This is a genomic window from Micromonospora sp. KLBMP9576, assembly GCF_050941805.1.
In the GTDB taxonomy this organism is placed as follows: Bacteria; Actinomycetota; Actinomycetes; order Mycobacteriales; family Micromonosporaceae; genus Micromonospora.
In genome coordinates, this window is record NZ_CP194567.1 from 4,873,938 (window position 1) to 4,893,465 (window position 19,528).

General features: G+C 71.4%; 16 protein-coding genes. 5 read left to right on the forward strand and 11 right to left on the reverse strand.

Features of this window, described 5'->3' with window-relative positions:
• Positions 1-30 precede the first annotated feature (30 nt).
• From ACQ452_RS21370 to ACQ452_RS21420, 11 genes are all read right to left on the reverse strand, one after another.
• Positions 31-771 (reverse strand): SDR family NAD(P)-dependent oxidoreductase, encoded by a 741-nt coding sequence (locus ACQ452_RS21370; RefSeq protein WP_433386892.1) that lies wholly within the window; start codon positions 769-771, stop codon positions 31-33.
• Positions 768-1,973, reverse strand: coding sequence for an enolase C-terminal domain-like protein (locus ACQ452_RS21375; protein WP_433386893.1), 1,206 nt, complete (start codon positions 1,971-1,973; stop codon positions 768-770). Before ACQ452_RS21375 ends, ACQ452_RS21370 begins: the two co-directional genes overlap by 4 nt.
• Positions 1,960-2,799, reverse strand: coding sequence for an alpha/beta hydrolase (locus ACQ452_RS21380; RefSeq protein ID WP_433386894.1), 840 nt, complete (start codon positions 2,797-2,799; stop codon positions 1,960-1,962). The genes ACQ452_RS21375 and ACQ452_RS21380 overlap by 14 nt, the downstream gene beginning before the upstream one ends.
• Complete coding sequence (locus tag ACQ452_RS21385; RefSeq protein WP_433386895.1) at positions 2,792-3,835, reverse strand: phytanoyl-CoA dioxygenase family protein; 1,044 nt, start codon at positions 3,833-3,835, stop codon at positions 2,792-2,794. Before ACQ452_RS21385 ends, ACQ452_RS21380 begins: the two co-directional genes overlap by 8 nt.
• Positions 3,832-5,529: a GH3 auxin-responsive promoter family protein gene (locus ACQ452_RS21390; protein ID WP_433386896.1), complete on the reverse strand. Its 1,698-nt coding sequence runs from the start codon at positions 5,527-5,529 to the stop codon at positions 3,832-3,834. The genes ACQ452_RS21385 and ACQ452_RS21390 overlap by 4 nt, the downstream gene beginning before the upstream one ends.
• A complete protein-coding gene (locus ACQ452_RS21395; RefSeq protein ID WP_433386897.1) occupies positions 5,526-7,826 on the reverse strand; it encodes a condensation domain-containing protein in 2,301 nt (766 codons plus the stop codon). Before ACQ452_RS21395 ends, ACQ452_RS21390 begins: the two co-directional genes overlap by 4 nt.
• Positions 7,827-7,830: 4 nt before the next feature.
• On the reverse strand, positions 7,831-9,303 hold the full coding sequence (locus tag ACQ452_RS21400) for an AMP-binding protein (protein WP_433386898.1): 1,473 nt from the start codon (positions 9,301-9,303) through the stop codon (positions 7,831-7,833).
• A gap of 1 nt (position 9,304) precedes the next feature.
• Positions 9,305-10,705, reverse strand: a complete 1,401-nt coding sequence (locus ACQ452_RS21405; RefSeq protein ID WP_433386899.1) for an ATP-grasp domain-containing protein — start codon at positions 10,703-10,705, stop codon at positions 9,305-9,307.
• Positions 10,702-10,938: a phosphopantetheine-binding protein gene (locus ACQ452_RS21410; protein ID WP_433386900.1), complete on the reverse strand. Its 237-nt coding sequence runs from the start codon at positions 10,936-10,938 to the stop codon at positions 10,702-10,704. The genes ACQ452_RS21405 and ACQ452_RS21410 overlap by 4 nt, the downstream gene beginning before the upstream one ends.
• 72 nt (positions 10,939-11,010) lie before the next feature.
• Complete coding sequence (locus tag ACQ452_RS21415) at positions 11,011-12,288, reverse strand: MFS transporter (protein ID WP_433386901.1); 1,278 nt, start codon at positions 12,286-12,288, stop codon at positions 11,011-11,013.
• Positions 12,289-12,306: 18 nt separating this feature from the next.
• Positions 12,307-13,284 carry a GNAT family N-acetyltransferase gene (locus tag ACQ452_RS21420; protein WP_433386902.1) on the reverse strand — a complete coding sequence of 326 codons (978 nt, stop codon included), beginning with the start codon at positions 13,282-13,284 and terminating at the stop codon, positions 12,307-12,309.
• 659 nt (positions 13,285-13,943) lie between these two features.
• On the opposite strand from ACQ452_RS21420, the gene ACQ452_RS21425 reads away from it, so the two are divergent.
• From ACQ452_RS21425 to ACQ452_RS21445, 5 genes are all read left to right on the forward strand, one after another.
• Positions 13,944-14,327: a VOC family protein gene (locus ACQ452_RS21425; RefSeq protein WP_433386903.1), complete on the forward strand. Its 384-nt coding sequence runs from the start codon at positions 13,944-13,946 to the stop codon at positions 14,325-14,327.
• Positions 14,328-14,588: 261 nt separating this feature from the next.
• Positions 14,589-15,038: a pyridoxamine 5'-phosphate oxidase family protein gene (locus ACQ452_RS21430; protein WP_433386904.1), complete on the forward strand. Its 450-nt coding sequence runs from the start codon at positions 14,589-14,591 to the stop codon at positions 15,036-15,038.
• Between the two features lie 537 nt (positions 15,039-15,575).
• Entirely contained in the window at positions 15,576-16,814 is a 1,239-nt protein-coding gene (locus ACQ452_RS21435) for an NAD(P)/FAD-dependent oxidoreductase (RefSeq protein ID WP_433386905.1), read from the forward strand.
• A gap of 43 nt (positions 16,815-16,857) precedes the next feature.
• Positions 16,858-17,814, forward strand: a complete 957-nt coding sequence (locus tag ACQ452_RS21440) for a hypothetical protein (RefSeq protein WP_433386906.1) — start codon at positions 16,858-16,860, stop codon at positions 17,812-17,814.
• Positions 17,811-19,502: a M16 family metallopeptidase gene (locus ACQ452_RS21445; RefSeq protein ID WP_433386907.1), complete on the forward strand. Its 1,692-nt coding sequence runs from the start codon at positions 17,811-17,813 to the stop codon at positions 19,500-19,502. The genes ACQ452_RS21440 and ACQ452_RS21445 overlap by 4 nt, the downstream gene beginning before the upstream one ends.
• Positions 19,503-19,528 lie beyond the last annotated feature (26 nt).

Sequence of the window (19,528 nt, forward strand, 5' to 3'; positions counted from 1 at the left end):
GTCCGGAATCGGGTCGGTCCCGCGACGCCCCTAGATGTGCAGACCCCCGTTGACGTCCATCACGCAGCCGGTGGTGTACCCGGCGTCGTCGCCACACAGCTGCACCACAGCACCCACCGCCTCGTCGACCGCGCCGTAACGCCCCATCGGCAAACGTTCCATGATCTCCCGCCGGCGCTCCGGCGACATCGCCTGCTGCGCACGTAGCAGCCGGTCCGTGGCGATTGGGCCGTGCGCGACGGCGTTCACCACCACTCCGGTGCCGGCCAGCTCGTACGCGCACTGCTTGGTGTAGCCGATCACCGCGGCCTTGGCAGCTACGTAGGCGGCATTGGAGAAGATCGAGTAGCTGCGACCCGCGACGGACGCCAGATTCACGATCCGCCCTCGCCCCCGGCGGAGCATGGCGGGCGCACAGAGCCGGGTCAGTGTGAAGCAGCCCAGCAGGTTCTCCGTCATCGACTGCATGAGGTCTTCTTCGCGCAGCTCGGTGAAGGGGATCTGCCGGGTGTCCCCGCCGACGGAGTTGACCAGGATGTCCGGCAACTCATCCGGATCCGTCGCCGCCACCGCTTCGGTGACCCGCTCGGTCGCGGTGACGTCCAGCTCGAGGACCGTCGTCCCCGCCGGGAGCATCCGGCGGGCCGCGGCGAGTGCGTCGGCATCGCGGTCGATCAGGACGATGACGGCGCCCAGGTCGGCCAGTCGCCGGGCCACCCCCGCCCCGATGCCCGAACCTCCGCCGGTGATCCACGCCCGCCGTCCCTTCACGCCGGCCCCCGTGAGGTCGTGCCCGCCGGTCGGTCGATGGACCCGATCGGGTGCGGTGTACACCGCTCCAACAGGGCGGACGTGACCCGCACCCCGATACCCGGACCGTTCAGGACGGGGGCCAGGGAACCGGCCCGGTCTACCGCGTACGTCGGCGTGGTGAGGTCCGGCGGGAACCACTCGTCCTGCCGTCCGGCCTCCACGGCCGCGAGGTCCGGAACGGCCGTCGCGACGAGCCGGCCCGTCGCCCACAGCGGCCCCACCTCCCCCACCTGCACGCCGATCTGTACGCCGAGCCCGGCCCTCCGGGCCGTTCTGAGCATGGCCAACAGCCGCAGCGGACCGCCGCACTTGGAGACCCGCAGGTTGACCATGTCCGCCGCCTCGTGAGCGAGGCAGGCCGCCAGGTCGTGCGCCGACGCGCAGGACTCGTCGAGCATCACCGTCAGCCCGCTGCCGCGCAGGGCCGCGAGATCCCCCCAGCGCCGTGCCGCGAGCGGCTCCTCCAGCCACGTCAGACCTGACTCGCGCAGCGCATCCGCGTGCCGGAGCACCGCAGCCGGATCCCAGGCGCCGTTGGCGTCCACCGACACAGTGGCGGTGACCGGAAGCAGGTCGCGTACCCGGGCTGCCAGCGAGGCCGTCGCCCGCAGATCCGATCCCGCCTTCAGCTTCACGTGCGGGATCGCCATGCGCCACTGCTCGGGCAGGGACTCCAGATAGGTGATCGGGTCTCGCTCCAGATCGATCACGGTCGCCACCGGGGCCGGGGCGGGCGTCGCGGCGAGCACGTCGCCGAAGCCGGCGCGGTGCAGGGCCTCGAATCCGGTGATCCCCTCGCGTCGACACAGATGATCAAGCAGCGCAGTCTCCAGGCCGGCGGCTGCGGCCAGAGCCGCGACGTCCGCCCCGCCCGGCCCCGGCGGCGCTGGGAGCCCTGCCACCGCGTCCAGCGCATCGTCGAGCGGCAGCAGGAGCGCCTCGGCGGCCGGGCGCAACACCTCGGGACGAGCCAACGCCGCCAGCACGGAACCGACGGTCTCGCCCGTGACGTAGGGGCGTGGTGCCGACTCGCCCCAGCCTTCGACGTCGCCCTCCCGGACGACGATCAGCACCGAGGAGGAGGCGGTGCGGGACTTGGTGAAGTGCCGAAAGGCACGGGCCATCGGCACCCGCGCCACGTAGAGCTCAAACTCCGGCATGGGTCACCCCGGCCAGCCAGTCCCAGTACGCCTGGCGAACGTCGGTGAACTCGACGTAGTGGTACACGGTCTTCAGCCGGTGGATCCGTGCCTGCGGGGCGAGCTCTTGGAGCACCTGCGTCGAGGCCGCCAGATCGATGATCGGGTCCTGCTCCGGCAGGACCACGTGAACCGGGCGACCAGCCCAGGGTTCGGCGCCCGCCCTCAGGTACAGATCCTCGATCTCGATCATGACGGCCCGGAAGGAATCCGTCACCATCCGGACCATGAGCCCGTCGTTCGCCATGGCCCGCAGGTAGCGGGGCAGGTTGGTGTACTGCCGATCGTCCAGGCCAACGACGGAGTATGCCGTGCCGGTCCGGTGCCGCGCCCGTTCCCGGGCCGCCTCGTCGAGGCGGGCGCGCTGCTGCCCGAGCGCGGGGGCGCAGAACACGATCCGGACCCCCACCGGAACTCGTCCGGTGGCGACCAGCGCGGCCAGTATGCTTCCCCCGAAACTCTGGCCGACGACGGTGATCGGCGCACGCCCCGCGGCGACGGTGTCCGCGAGGTGCGCCGCGTAGTCTTCCAGGACCGTGGCAGCGTCCGCCAGGTGCCCGCGCGGTCCGCTGCTGCGCCCCGACCCGCGCCGATCCGGTACCGACACCCTGATCCCTCGGCCGGCCAGCGCGGGACCGGTCTCGGCGAGCCAGCCTCCGTGGCTCTGCAGCCCATGAATGTAGAGAAGGTCGGCCGGGCCGCTGCCCCAGCGCTGCACCGCGAGGCGCACGTCGGCACGCTTCTTGTAGCGCAGGATCGGGCCGGTGACGGCCGACGGCTCACGCACGAGCGTCCTCCGGCGCCAGGCGCGGATGGTCGCCCGACTCCCAGCGTGCGATCAGCGAGTCCGCGACGAGCTGGGAGAACTCCCGACGACCCGGCACCATCTGGCCCGTGCTGACGAAGAGTTCGCGCGCCAGCTCCCACTGACGGCGCCAGGCGTCCGCATCGGTGGCTGCCAGTTGCGGGGCGGAGGCGCTACGGGCCACCACCGCGGGAAACCAGGGCCGATCGGAGAGTTCGTGGCTGGGGAAGTAGCGGAAGTCGAAGCTCCAGCGGAGCCGGGAGGAGCGGTTGACGGTGGAGCCGTGCGGGGTGCGCTTGTGCAGCAGGACGATGTCCCCCTGCCGCACCGGCAACGGCACCGCCTCGGCCTCCAGGCCGCGCACCGTCTCCGGATCCATCGGCCAGGGAAGCAACTTCTCCTCGTGGTGCCGGCCCGGGACGACGAGCAGACAGCCGTGCTCCTCGCTCACGTCCATCAGGGGGATCCAGCACGTCACCAGGGTGGTGTCGTCGGACTGCGGCATCTGCGTCATGGCGTCCTGGTGCCACAGGGTGGGCGCGTGCAGGGTCTCGCCGCGCCGCGCCCCGAAGCGGCTCGCCGTGCCGAGGGCCGGCAGCTTGAGCCGGACGTGCTGGTTGGGACTGGCCGAGATCTCGTCACCGACGAGCCGGCCCACCACGTCGAGCACCTTGGCATTGCGCAGCAGGCCGAGGACACCGGGACCGGTGTGCACCTCGCTGTCCGGCTGCAGCGAGGTGAACGGCATGTGGGGCAAGGTGATGTCCAGCTCGCTCAGCAGAGCGGGGTCGAAGTCCGGCTGCGCCGCGAGCGCGATCAGCTGCTCGTCGAAGGGCCGACCGGCCAGGTCCTCGCCCGGGGCCAGTCGTCCGTCGCGCCGCCACTGGGCCGCGCGCTCCTCGATCAGATGGGCGTACTCCTCGCGTACGGCGGTGAAGTCCGCCTCGTCGAGGATGCCGCGCACCACGGCGTAGCCGTCCCGGTGGAAGTCCTCAACCAGGGTCGACGGAACAGTCATTCTGTACTCCTCTGCTGGCCGGGTGGCTGGTTGCTGATCGGTGGGGGCGGTGAGCCTGGCGCGGCCTCGAGTTCGCGCAGCAACGAGTCGTCGGGGTGCAGCCAGCGGTGCTTGACCTGCGCCGCCGACGCGCCCACGGCCACCCTGCGCTCGGTCAGTGCCCGGTAGGTGCCCGCTCGGACCACCTGGGCCCGCAGCGGGGACAGCCGTCCGGATCGGCGCTTGTCCGCGTACTCGGTGTTGAGGCGGGCGAGTTCCGCTTCGACGCGCGCGCAGAAACGCGCGCTGTACGCCGGGGCCGTCGCCTCGTGCTCCTCCATGAGGAGGGTGTAGCCCGGGGGCTGACCCCACACCGGGATCACCGAGTAGCCACCGCTGACCGAGGCGTGGCCGACGGCCGAGCGGATCGCCGCGTGGACGTCGGATTCTGTCAGCTTCTCCCCGGTGAACGAGGTGACCGAACCAGCCCGGCCCTCGAAGTCCAGGCGCGGCAGGCGGCCGACCCGGCCCACGACCCGGTAGATGTCGCCGGTGTCGTACCGGTACAGGCCGTTGGCCTGGCTCATCACCAGCCGGTAGGTGGCGCCGTGCTCCAACTCCTCGGCTCCGTAGGTGGTGACGGAAGCGGAGAGTGGGTTGCCCGGATCGGCGGGGTCGCATGGCACGAACTCGAAGAGCCCTTGATCGACCGCGAGGGGGCCCGCCGAGGTGTGCGAGTCCACGGGCAGTGTGACGATCCCCTCGGTCCCGGTGGTGCTGAACGGGATGAGGGGGACGTCCGGGGCGATCTGCTCCAGCCAGCCGCGGTAGTAGCGTGCGGAGGCCGAGTTCCAACAGACCAGCAGTGACAGCCCGGGCCACAGGTCGGTCAGAGTGACCCGGGCCCCGAACGAGCGCGCGGTTCTCAGTCGCGCCGCAGTGCGCGGGTCGGGGCGGGTCCGCGGGTCGGATCTCCCGTCGACGGTTCCGTTCCGCAGGTCCTCGACCAGGCAGTCGAGTTCGGCGTTGAGGAGTTCCCCGAGAGCGGTGATCCGTGACGGGTTCACCGCCACCACGAGCCGTACGTCCGAGCTGGCCAGGAGGCGCAACCGGGTGTACAGGTGCCGCTCGCCCGGTTCGACGGTGAACCAGGGCTCGAAATACCACGGCGGTGTCCAGTCGCACGGCCCGACCGAGGAGGGGCGCTTGGTGATGCTGTAGACCGGAAGTGTGTCCCCCGACGTCCATGGGTCGTCCAGCTCGGCGCGCTCCCAGGACAGGTCGAACACGTTGCCGGGGTGGTAACGGCTCAGCCCCAGGCGGTGCAGGTAGAGGCCCCACTGGGCGTAGAGGCCGGGCCCACGGTAGCGATCGCGCCAGTGCCGGGTGGTGGGTACGTACTTGGGCCTGCCGGTGGTGCCGGAGGTGGGGTGCAGTGCGTACGGCCGGCTCACGGTCAGCACCCGGTCCTCGCCCTCCCGGATACGTCCGACATAGCCGCAGAACGCCTCGTAGTCGCGGACCGGAACCGCGGCGGCCAGGTCCGCCGGGGTCCGCACGGACCGCAGGCCGTGGTCTCGGCCGAACGCCGTGCCCTGGGCCTGGTCGAGCAGATCGTCGAAGACCGCTGCGGTCACCTGACGGGGATCCCGGCACCGCGACCGTTGCAGGTGATGGGCGGCCAGGGCCCGCTCGATGAACTCGTCACTGCTCATCTCGCCGCTCTTCCACGTCGTCCGCACCGCACGAGTTCGGGCCGCAACCTCGCGACGAGTTCGGCCCCGCCGTCCCGCAGGTCACCGGGGAACACCAGGGTCTGCCCGCCCTCGGCTGCGGTGCGGTTGCCCACCACGACGCAGCTGCCGAGGTACGCGAGCCACGCCAACTGGACCCCCATGGTTTCGCGGGCGACGCGGCTCAGCGATCCACCGAAGCGCATCCGGTAGGCGGACTCCAGCGCCCGGTTCATGGCGGCGAGGATGCGTCCGGCGGCGGCCCACTGCTCCGCGGGCTCGGCGGTTCCGTCGAGCGGCTCCACCGGCGGCAGGGACGGTGCGATCGCCGGGGCCAGCAGGCGTATCACGGCGGCGCACTCCTCGGCCCAGTCGACCGTGGTCACCGCGTTCCCGTTCACCGTGATCAGCCGGAGCGCCCGGTCGGACAGTTCAGCGGTCAGATACCGGGCCCACGCCGACGCCGAGCAGTACGACAGCACGGTGGCTGGTCCGTCCACCCGATCGACGGCCTCCCGGCACCGCCTCAGGCACTTCTCGAACTCCTCCGGGTCCAGGCTCCTGGGCACGGGCAGCTCCACCACGTGGCACTCGGGGAACGACTCCCGGACGATCGACGCGAGCGCCGGTTCACTGCGTGCGCCGGGATAGTCGACGGTGAACACGGTGAGTTCCGGGCCACGCTCCCCCGCCGTCTCGCGCAGACACCGCACGAGCTGCGTGACGGATGCGTCGGGCGAGGCCGTCAACTGCTCCACGCCGGCCCGTACGGTGGCGAGCAGCCGATCGGCGTCCGCCGGTCCGACCAGGGCGAGGCTGTAGTCCAACTCGAGGGCGAGGGTCCCCGGCGTGTCGACAAGGTGGATGTTGCAGTGCCGCTTGATGGTGCCGGTGCCCAGCGGGTGCACGATCCAGCTGCCGTCGCGGATCGCGGGCGGTTCGATGGGGGCGTCCGCCGCCTGAAAGAGGACGTTGGCGTACGGGGCGAGAGTGCGGGCCCTGGCATAGGCATCGAGCCCATCAAGCACGACCTCGACCGGCAGTTCGCTGCGCGACAGGCTCTCCACCACGTCCGCGTGCACGTCCTGCAGGTAGGAACGGACTGGAACGTCGGTACGGCGGAAGTCGCCCAGGAAGAAGATCTGGTTGGTGAACAGGCCGACCGTCTCCCGGACGCGTGCGGAGTTGCGATTGGCGACTCCACTCATCACCACCACGTCGTCCTCGCCCGACACCACGTGGGCCGCGACGAGCAGGGCCGCGAGCAGCAAGCTGTACGTCGTGACACCGTATTCACGGGCCGCAGTGCGGACGGCCTCGGCTTCTCCGGCGCCGTCCCAGCCCAGCCGGAGCGACCCGGCCCGCTGACCACCGGCCTGCGCGTCGCGTCGGGCGATGGTGAAATCGGCGGAGACCCGCTCGAACTTCCTGCGCCAGTACGCGATGTCGTCCGCGTAGATCCCCGCCCGGGCGCGGGCGTCCAGCATCGCGGCGTAGGCGCTGAAGGGGGTGGCCGGGGCGGGTACGACGTGCGGTGTGGTGTAGAAGTCCAGGAACTCACTGGTCAGTAGGTCTGTCGACCAGCCGTCCGCCGCGATGTGGTGGATGACGTAGTACACCACCGCCGCTCCGTCAGGAAGCGGTACCCAACCGCCACGGACGGGAGGTTCCCGGTCCAGTGCGAAGGGCCGCCCGACGGCGGTGCGGATCAGCGTGGTCGCAGCGTCGATGGACACCGCGGCCGGGTGGCGTTCGAACGCCACCTGGTCCGGCCAGTCCGCGACCTCCTGCAGCACCAGCCGGCCGTCCGGATCCAGCACGTAACGGTTGCGCAGCGACTCGTGCCGGGACACCAGGGCGCGGAAGGCGGACTCGGCGCGGTCGGCGTCGAAGTCCCGCCGGCAGCGGATGGCCTGCCCCATGTTGAGGAAAGCGGCCGACCCCTCGCCCTGCGCGTGCCGCCAGTGCCGGCACTGGGACGCGGTCGCCGGCACGGTATCCCCGCTCGTCCAGGTCTCCCCCCGGTCCCGCTGGACCGGGAACTGCAGGGCCGAGGCGAGCACCTCGTCCAGCGCTGCGGGACCGAGGAGCCGCGCCACCGGAATAGCGATCCCCAACTCCTGTTCGATCCGCATCACCGCGGCGTACGCCTCCAGAGAGGTGCCCCCGTTGCGGGCCCAGGACCAACCGGTGTCGGCGACGGTGCCGCGCCGGTCCTCGCGGTCGAGTTGCTGGAGCAGTACGGCCACCATGGCCGCCCGCAGTGTGTCGACGTTCATACATCTACCCCGTGTTCGTCGTGACGGTCGCGGCAGACCGGTCGAGGTTCTGCCGGATCAGCTGTTCAATGGCGCGCAGGTCGCTCTTGCCGTTGCCGAGTCGGGGCAACGCGGCGGTGCGGACGAGAGTGCGTGGCCGCGCGTAGTCCCGCAGCCCGGGCAGTTCGGGGAAGGGCTGGCCGGCCCCGGTGTCCGGAGTCTCGACGACCGCGTGCACGGCGTCGTCGACGACCAGGGCCCGGACGTCGGACACCCCGGGCAGGCGGCCCAACTCGGCCTCCACGGCGGACAGGTCGACCCGCCTGCCGCGGACCTTGGTCTCGTGACCAATCCGGCGCCGGTAGACCAGGCCCTGCCCGGTCTCCTCGACGATGTCCCCGGTGCGGTACCAGTCGCCGGGCGCAGGCGTGTCACCGCGCAGAACTCTCAGTCGGCCGCCTTCCTCGCGATAGAAGCGGCCAATGTTGTCCCGGGGGTCCAGATAGCCGGCGAACAGCTGCACCCCCCGTACGCACAGCTCGCGTTCGTCCGGCGCATCGTCCGGCGCGACGAGACGGCTCTCCAGGTGAGGCAGCACCCGGCCGATGGGAACGTCGTCCCCGACGGGTGGTCGGGTGGGTGGCAGGACGTACTCCGCGCAGGCGATGGTCACCTCGCTCGGGCCGTAGCTGTTGACCACGGTGGAGGCGGGCGCTGCGGCACGCCACAGCGACAGACAGCGGGCACTGAGGGCCTCACCGCCGAAGACCGCCGTCCGCACCCCGGGCAGCGATCCGGGAGTCAACTGGCGCATCCGGTGGGCCATGGCGATCTGTGACGGCACGGAGTTCCACACGGTGAGGCCCCAACGCTGGCAGAAACGCTGTACGAGCAGGTGTTCGCGGCCCTCCGGCAGCACCACGGTGGCACGGCCCAGGGCGGCCGTCATCAGCACCTCGTAGAACGGGTCGAAGGAGGGTTGGTAGTTCTGGCCGATGCGGTCGCCCGGAGCCATCCAGGCCACGGCGCGCAGATGCTCCGCGTAGCTCTCCAGGTTCCGCTCGCCGATGGCCACGTCCTTGGGCCTGCTGGTCGAGCCGGAGGTGGACAGCACGTACGCCTCTGGTTGCACGCAGCGGTGCGGGGGACGCCCGCCGCCGAGCGGAGTGACCTCCGGAGTGCCGGTGCCGATCGTCGCCCACACTCCCAGCCGGTCCAGCCGCCGGATTTCGCCCGGTCCCCCGTTCGTCACGTAGGGAACGATCGAGCACTCCAGCGCCGAGACGGCGAGGGCCACGGCATGCAGGTCGCCGCCGAGGTCGTCGGCGACACCGATGCGCAGTCCCGGGACCGCGCCGGCTCGCGTCAGCCGGGCGGCCAGCTCGTCGACGCGATTCATCAGCGCGGCGTAGGTCAGGGTTCCACCGGCCCCGTCGAGGGCGACTTCCTCCCCGGCATCGGCGGCGGCTTCGGCGTAGAGCTTGTACAGGTGTCCCATGTCAGGCCTGCGCCTCGCTCGGCTCGCCGCGCAGCTTGGCGACCATCGCTTCGGTCCAGTCCTCGACACCCACGCCGTCCGCGGCGAACAACTCCCGGACTCGTTCCAGGAAGACGGCGGCGCTGTGGCGCAGCGCGGACGGGTCGGCGCCGTCGAGGACGACGTTGCAGGCGATACCGTCACTCTCCGATCGCGAAGCACCTGGTCTAGCTACCTCGTCCACGGCCACGGCACCCGCCGCCCGCAGGTCGACGGGCGAGACCTGGGACGCGACGGTGCCGGCTGTGCTGGCGAAGGGTATGAACAGCCCTGCCACCGCGCGCTCACCCTCCGCATCGGGCAGCGGCTGCAGGGGGAGTCCTGCCACGCACAGAAGGGCCTGCCGTACGAGGTCGAACCCGCTGCGACGGCGCAGCAGCCGATTGAGATGGCCGCCGATCCGACAGTTGATCTCAATGATCTCCGGTCCGTCGGCGCCCAGTTTGACCTCCGTGTGGGTCACCCCGTCACCGATGCCGAGCACCTCGTGAGCCCTCAGCACCAGATCCGTCACCTGACGCCGGGTCTGCTCGTCCAGCGCGTCCGGCAGGATGTCCCCGGTGGTGACGACCTGAGCGGCAGCCCCGCTGCGGGTGTGGACCGGGAACTTTCCGAAGACGGTGATGACGTCGTGCCGGCCGGACATGCTCTGCACTTCCACCGAGACGTAGTCCGCGTGCCACGCGCCGGCCCGGTGTGCGGCGTCCGGAATGAACTGCTCGGCGAAGCGGACGCCCTGCCGCGGCCAGGACTCCTTGATCTCCTGGAGCTGCCTTTCGGTGCGGGCCACCGTCACGTCCGCCCCGCCGGCGCCGCGGCGCGGCTTGACGACGAACGGCAGACCCCACTCTCCACGAACCGAGTCGAGATCGTCCGGGCCAGCCAGCGGAAGTGCACCGATGCGGGACACGCCGTGCCGGGCCAGCGTGCTGCGCTGCACGTACTTGTCGGCGGGCCCCGCGTCCCGGTGGCGGACGCCGAGCCGGCTTCCGATCGCGGCGGCAAGTTCCAACTCGGCGTCGCCGAAAGTCACGATCCCCGCGAGCGGCCCGGGCACCACGGGGTCCGCGGCGTCGACCTCCACCACCTCACCGAAGAGCCGGCCGGCGACGGTGGCCAGACCCGGCCACTGCGCCGAAACCTCGCGGCGCAGCACCGGAACGACGACGATGTCCCGCCCCGCAGCGATCAGGATGTCGCGGACCCCAGCCGCACCCCGTGGTGACAACACGACGCCCACTCGGGGCTTCGCCCGCCCGGCCTCGGGGCTGGCCCCGCCCGGGTCCACGCCGCCCCGCACGGTCGTCCAGGCGGAGGTGGCCGGGGAGCCGTCCGGGGCGAAGAGGCGGTCGCCTGCTCTCATCCCTCGACAGCCTCGGTGGTGGCCCGAACGAGAGCGGCCAGCGTGCCGTCCAGGAACAGCGCGTCAATGGGGACCTCCACCTTGAGATCCCGCTCGATCCGCTCGAGCAGATCGATGGCGAGCAGTGAATCACCGCCCAGTTCGAAGAAGCGGTCCTGCGGGGTGCTCACGCTGGTGCCCAGGACGGCACGCCAGTGGGTCTCGACGACAGCGACAACAGACGGTGCGGACACGGTGAACTCCAGAACGTGACGAGGAACAGGAGGTGGCTGGGAGGCATCGGCGGCGGTGGAATTGTTCTTTGGCTAAGGCGCAGCGGCGGTCGCGTGGTCGGAGTCGGTCGTTCTCGTGGTGGGCGGATCGGCAGCAGAGACGTTTCGGACCTGGCGTACCCCTGGGGCCAACAGCACGGCCGCACGCACGACGAGGTTGAGCATCGCCACGGCCAAGACGATCGCCGTCGGGGAGATGGCCGCGAGAACCAACCCGGTGACGGCCATGCCCAGCGGGTAGAGAGCCAGCGACCCGAGCCATTCGTACGAGCTGACCCGGGACAGGGCCGCAGCGGGAATCTCCCGCTGCAGGGTGCTCAGCCACAGCGCGTCCGCCATGGTCACTCCGACAGAGCCGATCAAGGCGAGCAACGCCACCCCCTCCACCCGGGAAGTGCCGATCATCGCCAGCAGAAAGAGGGATTCGAGGCCGACCAGCAGGTTGCAGGCGAGCAGCGGCCGTCGGGGACGCCACCACATGAGCAGGATTCCGGCCAGCACCGCTCCCACACCCTGGGCGACGAGAACCACGGACCACCCGGTCGGGCCCATGCCCCCCTCACCGGCCGCGAGGACCGGCCCGACCAGAAAGATCGCCGGCAGGATCAGTCCCTGGTAGAAACCGAAGCTGGCCACGGTCGCCCAGACCCAGCTACGGCTGGCGAACTCCCGCCAGCCGGTGACCAGCGACTGGCGCAGCGACTCCTCGGGACGGCCCGATGGCCGGGTGAGCGGAAGCCTGCTGAGCAGCAGTGCGCCAGCGAGAAACAAGAGGGTGTCGATGAGGACGACGTAGCCGGCATCCCAGACGAGCAGCAGCCCGCCGGCCGTCGCGGGACCGCCGATCGAGGCGGCGCTCCTGCTCAAGGTCACCAGGGCGGTGGCGTCCTGGATCCGCTCCGGCCGCACCAGATCGGGTACGACACCGGTGTTGGCCGGGGTGAAGAAGGCTCGCGCGGTGCCCCAGAGCGCCTGCAGCGCCATCATCGGCACCAGATCGACCTGGCCGAGGACGAGCAGGACTGCGGTTCCGGCCTGACAACCGGCCATGACCAGGTTGGTCGTGACGAGGATCAGCTTGCGCGGGGCCCGGTCGCCGACGGCCCCGCCGATCAGGATGAACAGGAGCTGCGGGGCAGTCTGTGCGGCCAGGACGAACCCGAGGAACGAGGCCGATCGGTCAGCTCCGAGGACCGCGAAGGCCAGGGCGACCGGCGCCATGGTCGCCCCGAACATCGTCAGGGTCCGGGCTACCAGATAGGGAGCGAAGCCCGGCATGTCGTGCATGGCGAAGCGGTGTGACGCTGGCATGTCGAGTCCGTCCCCGGGTCACGAAGCGAAGCCGGCCTCTGGAGCGGGGCAGGCGCCCCCGCCCGAGGCGAGTGAGACCAGCCAGGTCCTGGTGATCACCGCTCCGCGCCGCCGCTTGACCGTGCTGGACGACAGGCCGAGGTCGATGCTGCGGCAGCCCAGTTCGAAGGCGTACCGGACCGGACCGTGGATCATGGCTTGGAGGTACGCGAATTCCCGGCCGGGCACGTCATCGGCGAGACCGATCTCGTACCCCTCGAGGACCTCGCCCTCAACGGCGAAGAACGACACCGCGATGAGCCGTCCCGCCGGGTCGCGGACCAGGCTTGCGTAGCAGGCGTCCTCCCCGACAGCCCGGGCCCACTCCTGGAGCCGGAACAGGCATAAGCGAGGATGATCGACCACCCCGTACTTCTCCTTGACGGCCCACACCAGTGGGGCCGCTTCGGCCAGCACTGACGCTGCCGGCACCCGGGCCGTGGAACAGCCGAGAGCCGCGAACCTACGCTGGTCCCGGCGACACCGCTCTCGCTGCGAGGACCCGAGCGACGCCAGGTGCTGTTCCACGTCGTCGCCCGCGAGCCGCAGGTCGGCCGTCTCGTCGATCGCCAGGGCCGAAGCCCGCGCCCCGAGCCCTGCGACGAAGGAACTGACCTCGGGTTCCCGTACGTGGAGCGCCACCGGGAAGGCCCCGGCGGCGTGCGCCTCGGCGAACGCGTGCGCGGCCACGACGCGGCGCACCTGGTCGGTCTCCGCCTCGTTCAGATCACCGGCGGTCACCGTGCCGGCGGCAAGGTCACGGCAGCCTCCGACGAAGGCCCAGTGGCGGGGGTCGTCCGGTACCTGCTGCCCCAACGATCCCGCCAACCGCCTCAGGTCGTAGGGCCCACCCGAGAAGCGGGCGGTCGTCGGCCGGTGGGTGGTGACGGCGCCTACGATCCGTCCGCCGGATCGGGCCACGCTCCAGCAGGTGTCCCAACGGGCGTCAGCGGTCATGGAGCGCACGCGCCGGGGCGAAAGACTCACCGCGCTGTAGCGGCAGGAGGAAGCGAATAACTCTTCGGGAGGGTGCTCCCAGGTCTCGACGGTAATCGTCATGCTGGACGCTCCAGCCACTGCCCCTGGTCGGGGCGGGACCTTGCTCCGGCGTTGTACATGATCACTCCGTGTTCACCCGGACAGACGAGCGGAAGGCCGGGCATCTGGTGCGGCGCGAGGGGGGCGCTGGCACCGTCGACCAGTGCAGATGATCTGTGGCATTGACTAGGATCTTAATGCCACGTTCGTCAATTTTGTTGCCGCACCAACCGGCATCCCAAGATCCGAGAGCCGCGATGTTCGAGCCCGGTGCAGGGCGCGGTGACGATTCCCAGTGGTACGGCGTCGCCCTGGCCGCCCAGGCCGAGCAGCGGTGCAGGAACAGGTCCTTCGGCCTTGCATCCGGATCACCCGTCGAGCGGGACCGCACAAATAACGGCTGATCGGCCGATCAGGGGAGAGACGCCAGATGACGACCGAGACCACCGTGGGACAGCCGGCCGTGGAGCCGGTGGGTGCGGTCCGCTCTCCGTTGGCGGTCGACCGCTTGCGGACTCGTTGCGGACTGAGCCCAAATGCCGTTGACCGTCAGCGAGCCTCAACCTAACGTCCGCTCGATGACGTATCAGTTCCATCACATCACGCTGCGCGTCAGCGACCTGGGACAGTCTCGCCGCTTCTACGAGGGAATCCTCGGGTTGCGGGTCGATCAAGATTTTCCGGGCGAGAAGCTGCGGTTCAGGCTGGGAGGCACCTCAACTAGCCTGGTGCTTCACCCAGCCTTGCCCGACACGCCTTCCGGCGACCGCTTCACCGAGGCGCGCATCGGCCTGGACCACATCGCCATCGGCGTGCCCGTGGGTGAAGTCGCACGCGTCGCCGAGGTGCTCACCGCAAATCAGGTCCCGAACAGTGGGGTGAAGGCGGACTCGAAGGGCCCGGCGATGGTTGTCTTCCGCGACCCGGACAACATTCAGTGGGAGTTGTTCGAGGAGCTGTGATCCGTTGTAACCGCGTCCGGCCTCGTGAGCTGAGCGGATCTCTGTGGAGGGCCGGGGTTCGGCGCCGAGCCCCGAGGTCTTCAAGGTCTTGTCGTCGATGCTGGCGGAGGTCGCCAGCAGGCCGGCGCGCCCCGCCTGCGGGCCACCCTGACCGGGCAGCGGATCGCGCCGCTGCGGACTCAGTGCGGAGTGACAACGTCGGCCCGAACCTCGACGCGGACCACCGGCAGACTGTCGGTGCCCGCTGCCACACTGGCACCCATGGCCACTTGGGGACAGTTCGAGAGTGAGGCGGCCGAGTTCGCAAAGCTGATCCGGGCTCGGTTCGAGGGGGCAGAGACACACGTCCTCGCAACGCTGCGAAAGGACGGGTCGCCACGCGTCAGCGGGTCGGAGGTGGCCTTCCAGGGAGCGGATCTGTCGTTCGGATCAATGCTGAACGCAGTCAAGGCACGCGATCTTCAACGGGACGGCCGGTGTGCGATCCACGCGCATCCGACCAAAGGCGGTGACGCCAAGGTTGCCGGGGTCGCGATCGAGGTTACCGGCGGGGCGAAGGACGCCTACACCTCAGGAGCTGAGCCACCGGGCGGCTTCCATGCCTTTCGTCTGGAGCTAGAAGAAGCGGTGTTCACGTCGGTTGAAGGCGACGAACTGGTCGTGAAGCTCTGGCGTCCTGGGCAGTCGGTGAGAACCTTCCGACGCAGGTAGGCCACGTCCCGCCAGGCCAACGGCAAGCACCTGCCTCGTGATCAGCAGATTTCCTCGTCGGGCAGTCGCCAGACCGTCCAGCCTCCCCGGACGGGGACAAGGTGGAGCGTCCTACCGGGCGAGTCTCATTGGCGGCTGTCAAGCGGACTGTGCGGCTGGGCGGGTCTCCTCGGTCGGGCAGGCGTGTTCCTGCCCGGGGTTCTCGGTCGGGTCAAGGCTCGCCGGAGGCGGCCGTGTAGCGGCAAGAGTCTCACCGAACTCGCACTAGGTGATGCACGGCTTCGCACCACAACCCGCACCACGAGTGGCCTACGGATCCAGGCGCACGAAGCCGCCACCCTCCTGTTCGAAGAGGCCACGCGCCGACGGGCGATCGTCGTCCCGCCACCCGCCCGCTGCCGGTGATCGCGCCCCCGCGTGGGCGCCCCGGCCCGTTCTGCTCCCCCCGGCCCGCCCGGCGGGCAGGATGGCCGATGTCGGCCGAAGATGCGACGGCCGGGCCGGCTGTCCCGGACGAACGGAAGCGGGAGGCGCGCGATGCTCGCTGAGACCGACGTGGTCGTGGTCGGCGGCGGCCTGGCCGGGCTCGCCGCGGCCCGGCGACTGCACCGCGCGGGCGTGCCGTGGCGGCTGCTGGAGGCCGGCGGCCGGCTCGGTGGCCGGGTCGCCACCGACGCCGTCGACGGCTACCTGCTGGACCGGGGCTTCCAGGTGCTCAACACCGCGTACCCCCGGCTCGGCACCCTGCTCGACGTCGACCGGCTGCGCCTCGGACACTTCACCTCCGGCGTGCTGGTGCGCCGGGGCGAGCGGCTGACCCGCCTGGTGAACCCCCTCCGCGAACCCGCCGGCGCGCCCGGCACCGCGCTGGCCGGCGTCGGCTCGCTGTTCGACCGGCTGCGTCTCGCGGCGCTCGCCGCCGGCTGCGCCACCCTGCCGAAGCGGCGGCTGCTGGCCGCACCGGAGACCACCACCGAGACCGCGCTACGCCGAGCCGGCCTCTCCGACGCGATCATCGAGGAACTGTTGCGGCCGTTCCTCTCCGGCGTCCTCGTCGACCGGGAACTGGAGACCTCCAGCCACGTGCTGGCGATGGTGCTGCGCTCCTTCGCCCGAGGTCGGATCGGACTGCCCGCCGAGGGGATGGCCGCGCTGCCCCGCGCCGTCGCCGACCCGCTGCCGGCGGCGCTGATCGACCTGGACACCCCGGTCGCCGAGGTGGCGCCCGGCCGGGTCCGCACCCAGGCCGGCGACATCCGCTGCCGCGCCGTCGTGGTCGCCGTGGACCCGCCGGCGGCGGCCACCCTGCTGCCGGGCCTGCCGGCCGTACGCACCCACAGCTACACGACCTACTACCACAGCACCGAGGAGCCGCCACTGGACGAGCCGATCCTGCTCGTCGACGGCGACCGGCGGGAGATCGTCGCCAACACGGTGGTGGTCAGCCGGGCCGCGCCCACCTACGCCCCGGCCGGGCGGCACCTGGTCGCCACCTCGGTCGTCGGCCCCTCGGCCCCGCCCGAGCCGGCGGTGCGCGCGGAACTGCGCCGGCTCTACGGCCGGTCCACCACGGACTGGACCCACCTGAGCACGGTGTCCATTCCCGACGCGCTGCCCGCCGCGCCCCCGCCCCAGGGGCGGTTGCGCAAGCCGGTGGCGTTGGGCGAGGGCCTGTTCGTGGCCGGCGACCACCGTGACAGCCCCTCCATCCAGGGTGCCCTCGCCAGCGGTTGGCGCGCCGCCGGAGCCGTCCTGACGGAGCTGCGTACCGGCTGAACGGGGGGTTCCGCCCGTCTGTTGATCATTTATGCTCCTCGCCATGCCCGCACCCCTTGCGCCGCCCGACTTCGATGCCGCGGCGGCGTACCCCCAGGTCAGCCAGGTGCGCGCGGCCCTGGCGGCGCGCGACTGGCCGGCCCTGCGCGCGCTCGTCGACGGGCAGGATCCCCACGGCCGGACCTTCCTCGTCGGCGACGTCGGCGAGACCCCCGACATCGAGGGGTTCCTCCAGGCGGTGCGGGAGCGGCACCCCGACGACGCGCTCGCCGGCGCCCTGCTCGGGTCCTACCTGATCCGGGCCGGCTGGCGCATCCGCTCGGACGCCCGCGCCCAGCACGTCAGCCGGGAGCAGTTCGCCCAGTTCCACGCCCACCTCCGCCGCGCCGAGCAGGTGCTGATCGACACCACCGCCCGGCACCCGGACGACGCGGCGGCGTGGACGCAGCGGATCACCAACGCGCGGGGACTGCAGCTCGGCCAGGCCGAGGCCCGCCGCCGCTACGACCAGCTCGCCAAGCACCACCGGCACCACCTGCCGGCCCAGGCGTCGCTGCTGCAGCAGTTCTGCCCGAAGTGGAGCGGCACCTGGGAGCGGGCACACGGCTTCGCCCGGGAGTGCGCCGAGGCCGCCCCGCCCGGCGCCCCGACGGCGGTACTGGTGGTCGAGGCGCACCTGGAGGAGGCGCTGGACCACGGCACCCTCGCCGAGGCGAGCGCCCACCTCAGCGGCTCGGCCCACGCGCGCCGCGAAATCCACCAGGCGGCGCAGCAGTCGATCTGGCACCCCGAGTTCCGCAACGGCTGGGGTTGGGTCTGGGTGCGTAGCGTCTTCGCGATGGCCTTCAGCCTGCTCGACGAATATCCGGCGGCGGCGCAGCAGTTCGCGGCCATGGGGCCGCTCGGCGACGAGGCGATGTTCGGCTACCTCGGCGGCGGGGCGGCCAAGCACTTCCAGCGGTTCCGCGACCAGGCGTACGCGAAGGGTGGGCAGTCGTGATCCAGGAACTGGACGTGGACGGGGTGCCCACGCTGCTCGCCCCCACCGGGGGGCCGATGCGCGCCGGGCTGACCTTCCGGGTCGGCACCGCCGACGAGACGCTCGCCCGCGGCGGCATCACCCACCTGCTCGAACACCTCGCGCTGGCCCCCCTCGGGTTGGCCGACTACCACGTCAACGGCGCCACCGCGCCGGTGTTCACCACGTTCCACATGCAGGGCTCCGCGCAGGACATCGCCACCTTCCTCACCTCGGTCTGCGCCAACCTCACCGAGCTGCCGACGGGCCGCATGGAGGTGGAGAAGGAGATCCTGCGCACCGAGTACGGCAGCCGGGGCACCGCCGCCACCGACGACATCCCGCTGTGGCGCCACGGCGCCCGCGACTTCGGCATCACCAGCTACCCCGAGTGGGGCCTGGCCGCGCTCACCGCCGACGACCTGCGGCAGTGGGCGGCCCGCTGGTTCACCCGGGAGAACGCGGTGCTCTGGATCGCCGGCAACGCGGTGCCCGCCGGGCTGCGGCTGGCGCTGCCCGCGGGCGTGCGCCAGCCGGTGCCGGCGGCGTCGTCGGCGCTGCCGCAGACCCCCGCGTACTTCGTCGGCGGCTCGCGGGCGGTGGTGCTGGACACCGTCGTGCGACGCCGGACCGCCGCGGGCGTCTTCGCCGGGGTGCTGGAACGCGAGCTGTACCGGGCGTTGCGCCAGGAGGGCGGGCTCTCCTACCAGACCACCGCGGCCTACGACCCGCGCGGCGACGGCCACGCCACGTTGCGGGCGCTGGCCGACGCGCTGCCGGAGAAGCAGGACGCCGTGCTCGGCGGCTTCGTGGACACGCTCGCCAAGCTGCGCGTCGGTCGGATCGAACAGGCCGACCTCGACGCCGTCGTGGCGAAGCGCGAGGACTTCCTCGGCACCGCCGAGGTGGACGCGGCGCGGCTGCCGTCGTACGCCTTCAACGTGCTCACCGGGGAGCGCAACCTCACGGTCGACGAACACCGGGCCGAGCTGAAGGACCTCAGCACCGACGACCTGCACGAGGTGGCCCGCGAGGCGATGGCCGGCGCGCTGCTGATGGTGCCCGAGGGGCACCGGGCCGACTGGGCCGGCTTCACCGAGGCGCCCACCCGCTCGGCCGACACCGTGACCGGCACCGCCTACCGGGAGAAGGAGGGCGACGGCGAGCTGCACGTCGGGGTCGACGGGGTGAGCTGGCTCGGCCCCGGCGGCCCGCTCACCGTGCGGTACGCGCGGTGCGCCCTGCTGCTCGCCTGGCCCGACGGCGCCCGGCAGCTCATCGGCGACGACGCCATCTCGATGCGCATCGAGCCGACCATGTTCCACCTGCACCCCGGCGCGGTCCGGGTGATCGACTCCCAGGTGCCGGCCGACCGGCAGGTGGCCATGCCGGCCCGCGACCCGGAGCGCATCCCGCAGCCGCGGGCCGCGACCGGACCCGAGCGGCGGGAACCGGCGAAGCGCTCCTGGTGGGAGATCCCGCTGATGGTCGTCAGCGGCCTCGCCGCGCTGGCGGTCGGCGGGCCGAACGCCCTGCTCACCCTCGGCATGTTCCTCACCGAGACCGCCGAGAGCGACGAGGGCTGGCTGTGGGGCGTCATCGCGGTGGGATGGCTGCTCACTGTTATCCTCGCGTTGCCTATCGTGTTGCTACGCCGACGGCGTCGATGAGCAGCGGCGCCGTTTCGGGCTGGCCG

Coding starts and splice junctions, on each gene's coding strand:
- ACQ452_RS21375 (WP_433386893.1), bottom strand. CDS start 1,973: ATGCCGGAGTTTGAGCTCTACGTGGCGCGGGTGCCGATGGCCCGTGCC.
- ACQ452_RS21385 (WP_433386895.1), bottom strand. CDS start 3,835: ATGACTGTTCCGTCGACCCTGGTTGAGGACTTCCACCGGGACGGCTAC.
- ACQ452_RS21390 (WP_433386896.1), bottom strand. CDS start 5,529: ATGAGCAGTGACGAGTTCATCGAGCGGGCCCTGGCCGCCCATCACCTG.
- ACQ452_RS21395 (WP_433386897.1), bottom strand. CDS start 7,826: ATGAACGTCGACACACTGCGGGCGGCCATGGTGGCCGTACTGCTCCAG.
- ACQ452_RS21400 (WP_433386898.1), bottom strand. CDS start 9,303: ATGGGACACCTGTACAAGCTCTACGCCGAAGCCGCCGCCGATGCCGGG.
- ACQ452_RS21405 (WP_433386899.1), bottom strand. CDS start 10,705: ATGAGAGCAGGCGACCGCCTCTTCGCCCCGGACGGCTCCCCGGCCACC.
- ACQ452_RS21415 (WP_433386901.1), bottom strand. CDS start 12,288: ATGCCAGCGTCACACCGCTTCGCCATGCACGACATGCCGGGCTTCGCT.
- ACQ452_RS21420 (WP_433386902.1), bottom strand. CDS start 13,284: ATGACCGCTGACGCCCGTTGGGACACCTGCTGGAGCGTGGCCCGATCC.
- ACQ452_RS21425 (WP_433386903.1), top strand. CDS start 13,944: ATGACGTATCAGTTCCATCACATCACGCTGCGCGTCAGCGACCTGGGA.
- ACQ452_RS21430 (WP_433386904.1), top strand. CDS start 14,589: ATGGCCACTTGGGGACAGTTCGAGAGTGAGGCGGCCGAGTTCGCAAAG.
- ACQ452_RS21435 (WP_433386905.1), top strand. CDS start 15,576: ATGCTCGCTGAGACCGACGTGGTCGTGGTCGGCGGCGGCCTGGCCGGG.
- ACQ452_RS21440 (WP_433386906.1), top strand. CDS start 16,858: ATGCCCGCACCCCTTGCGCCGCCCGACTTCGATGCCGCGGCGGCGTAC.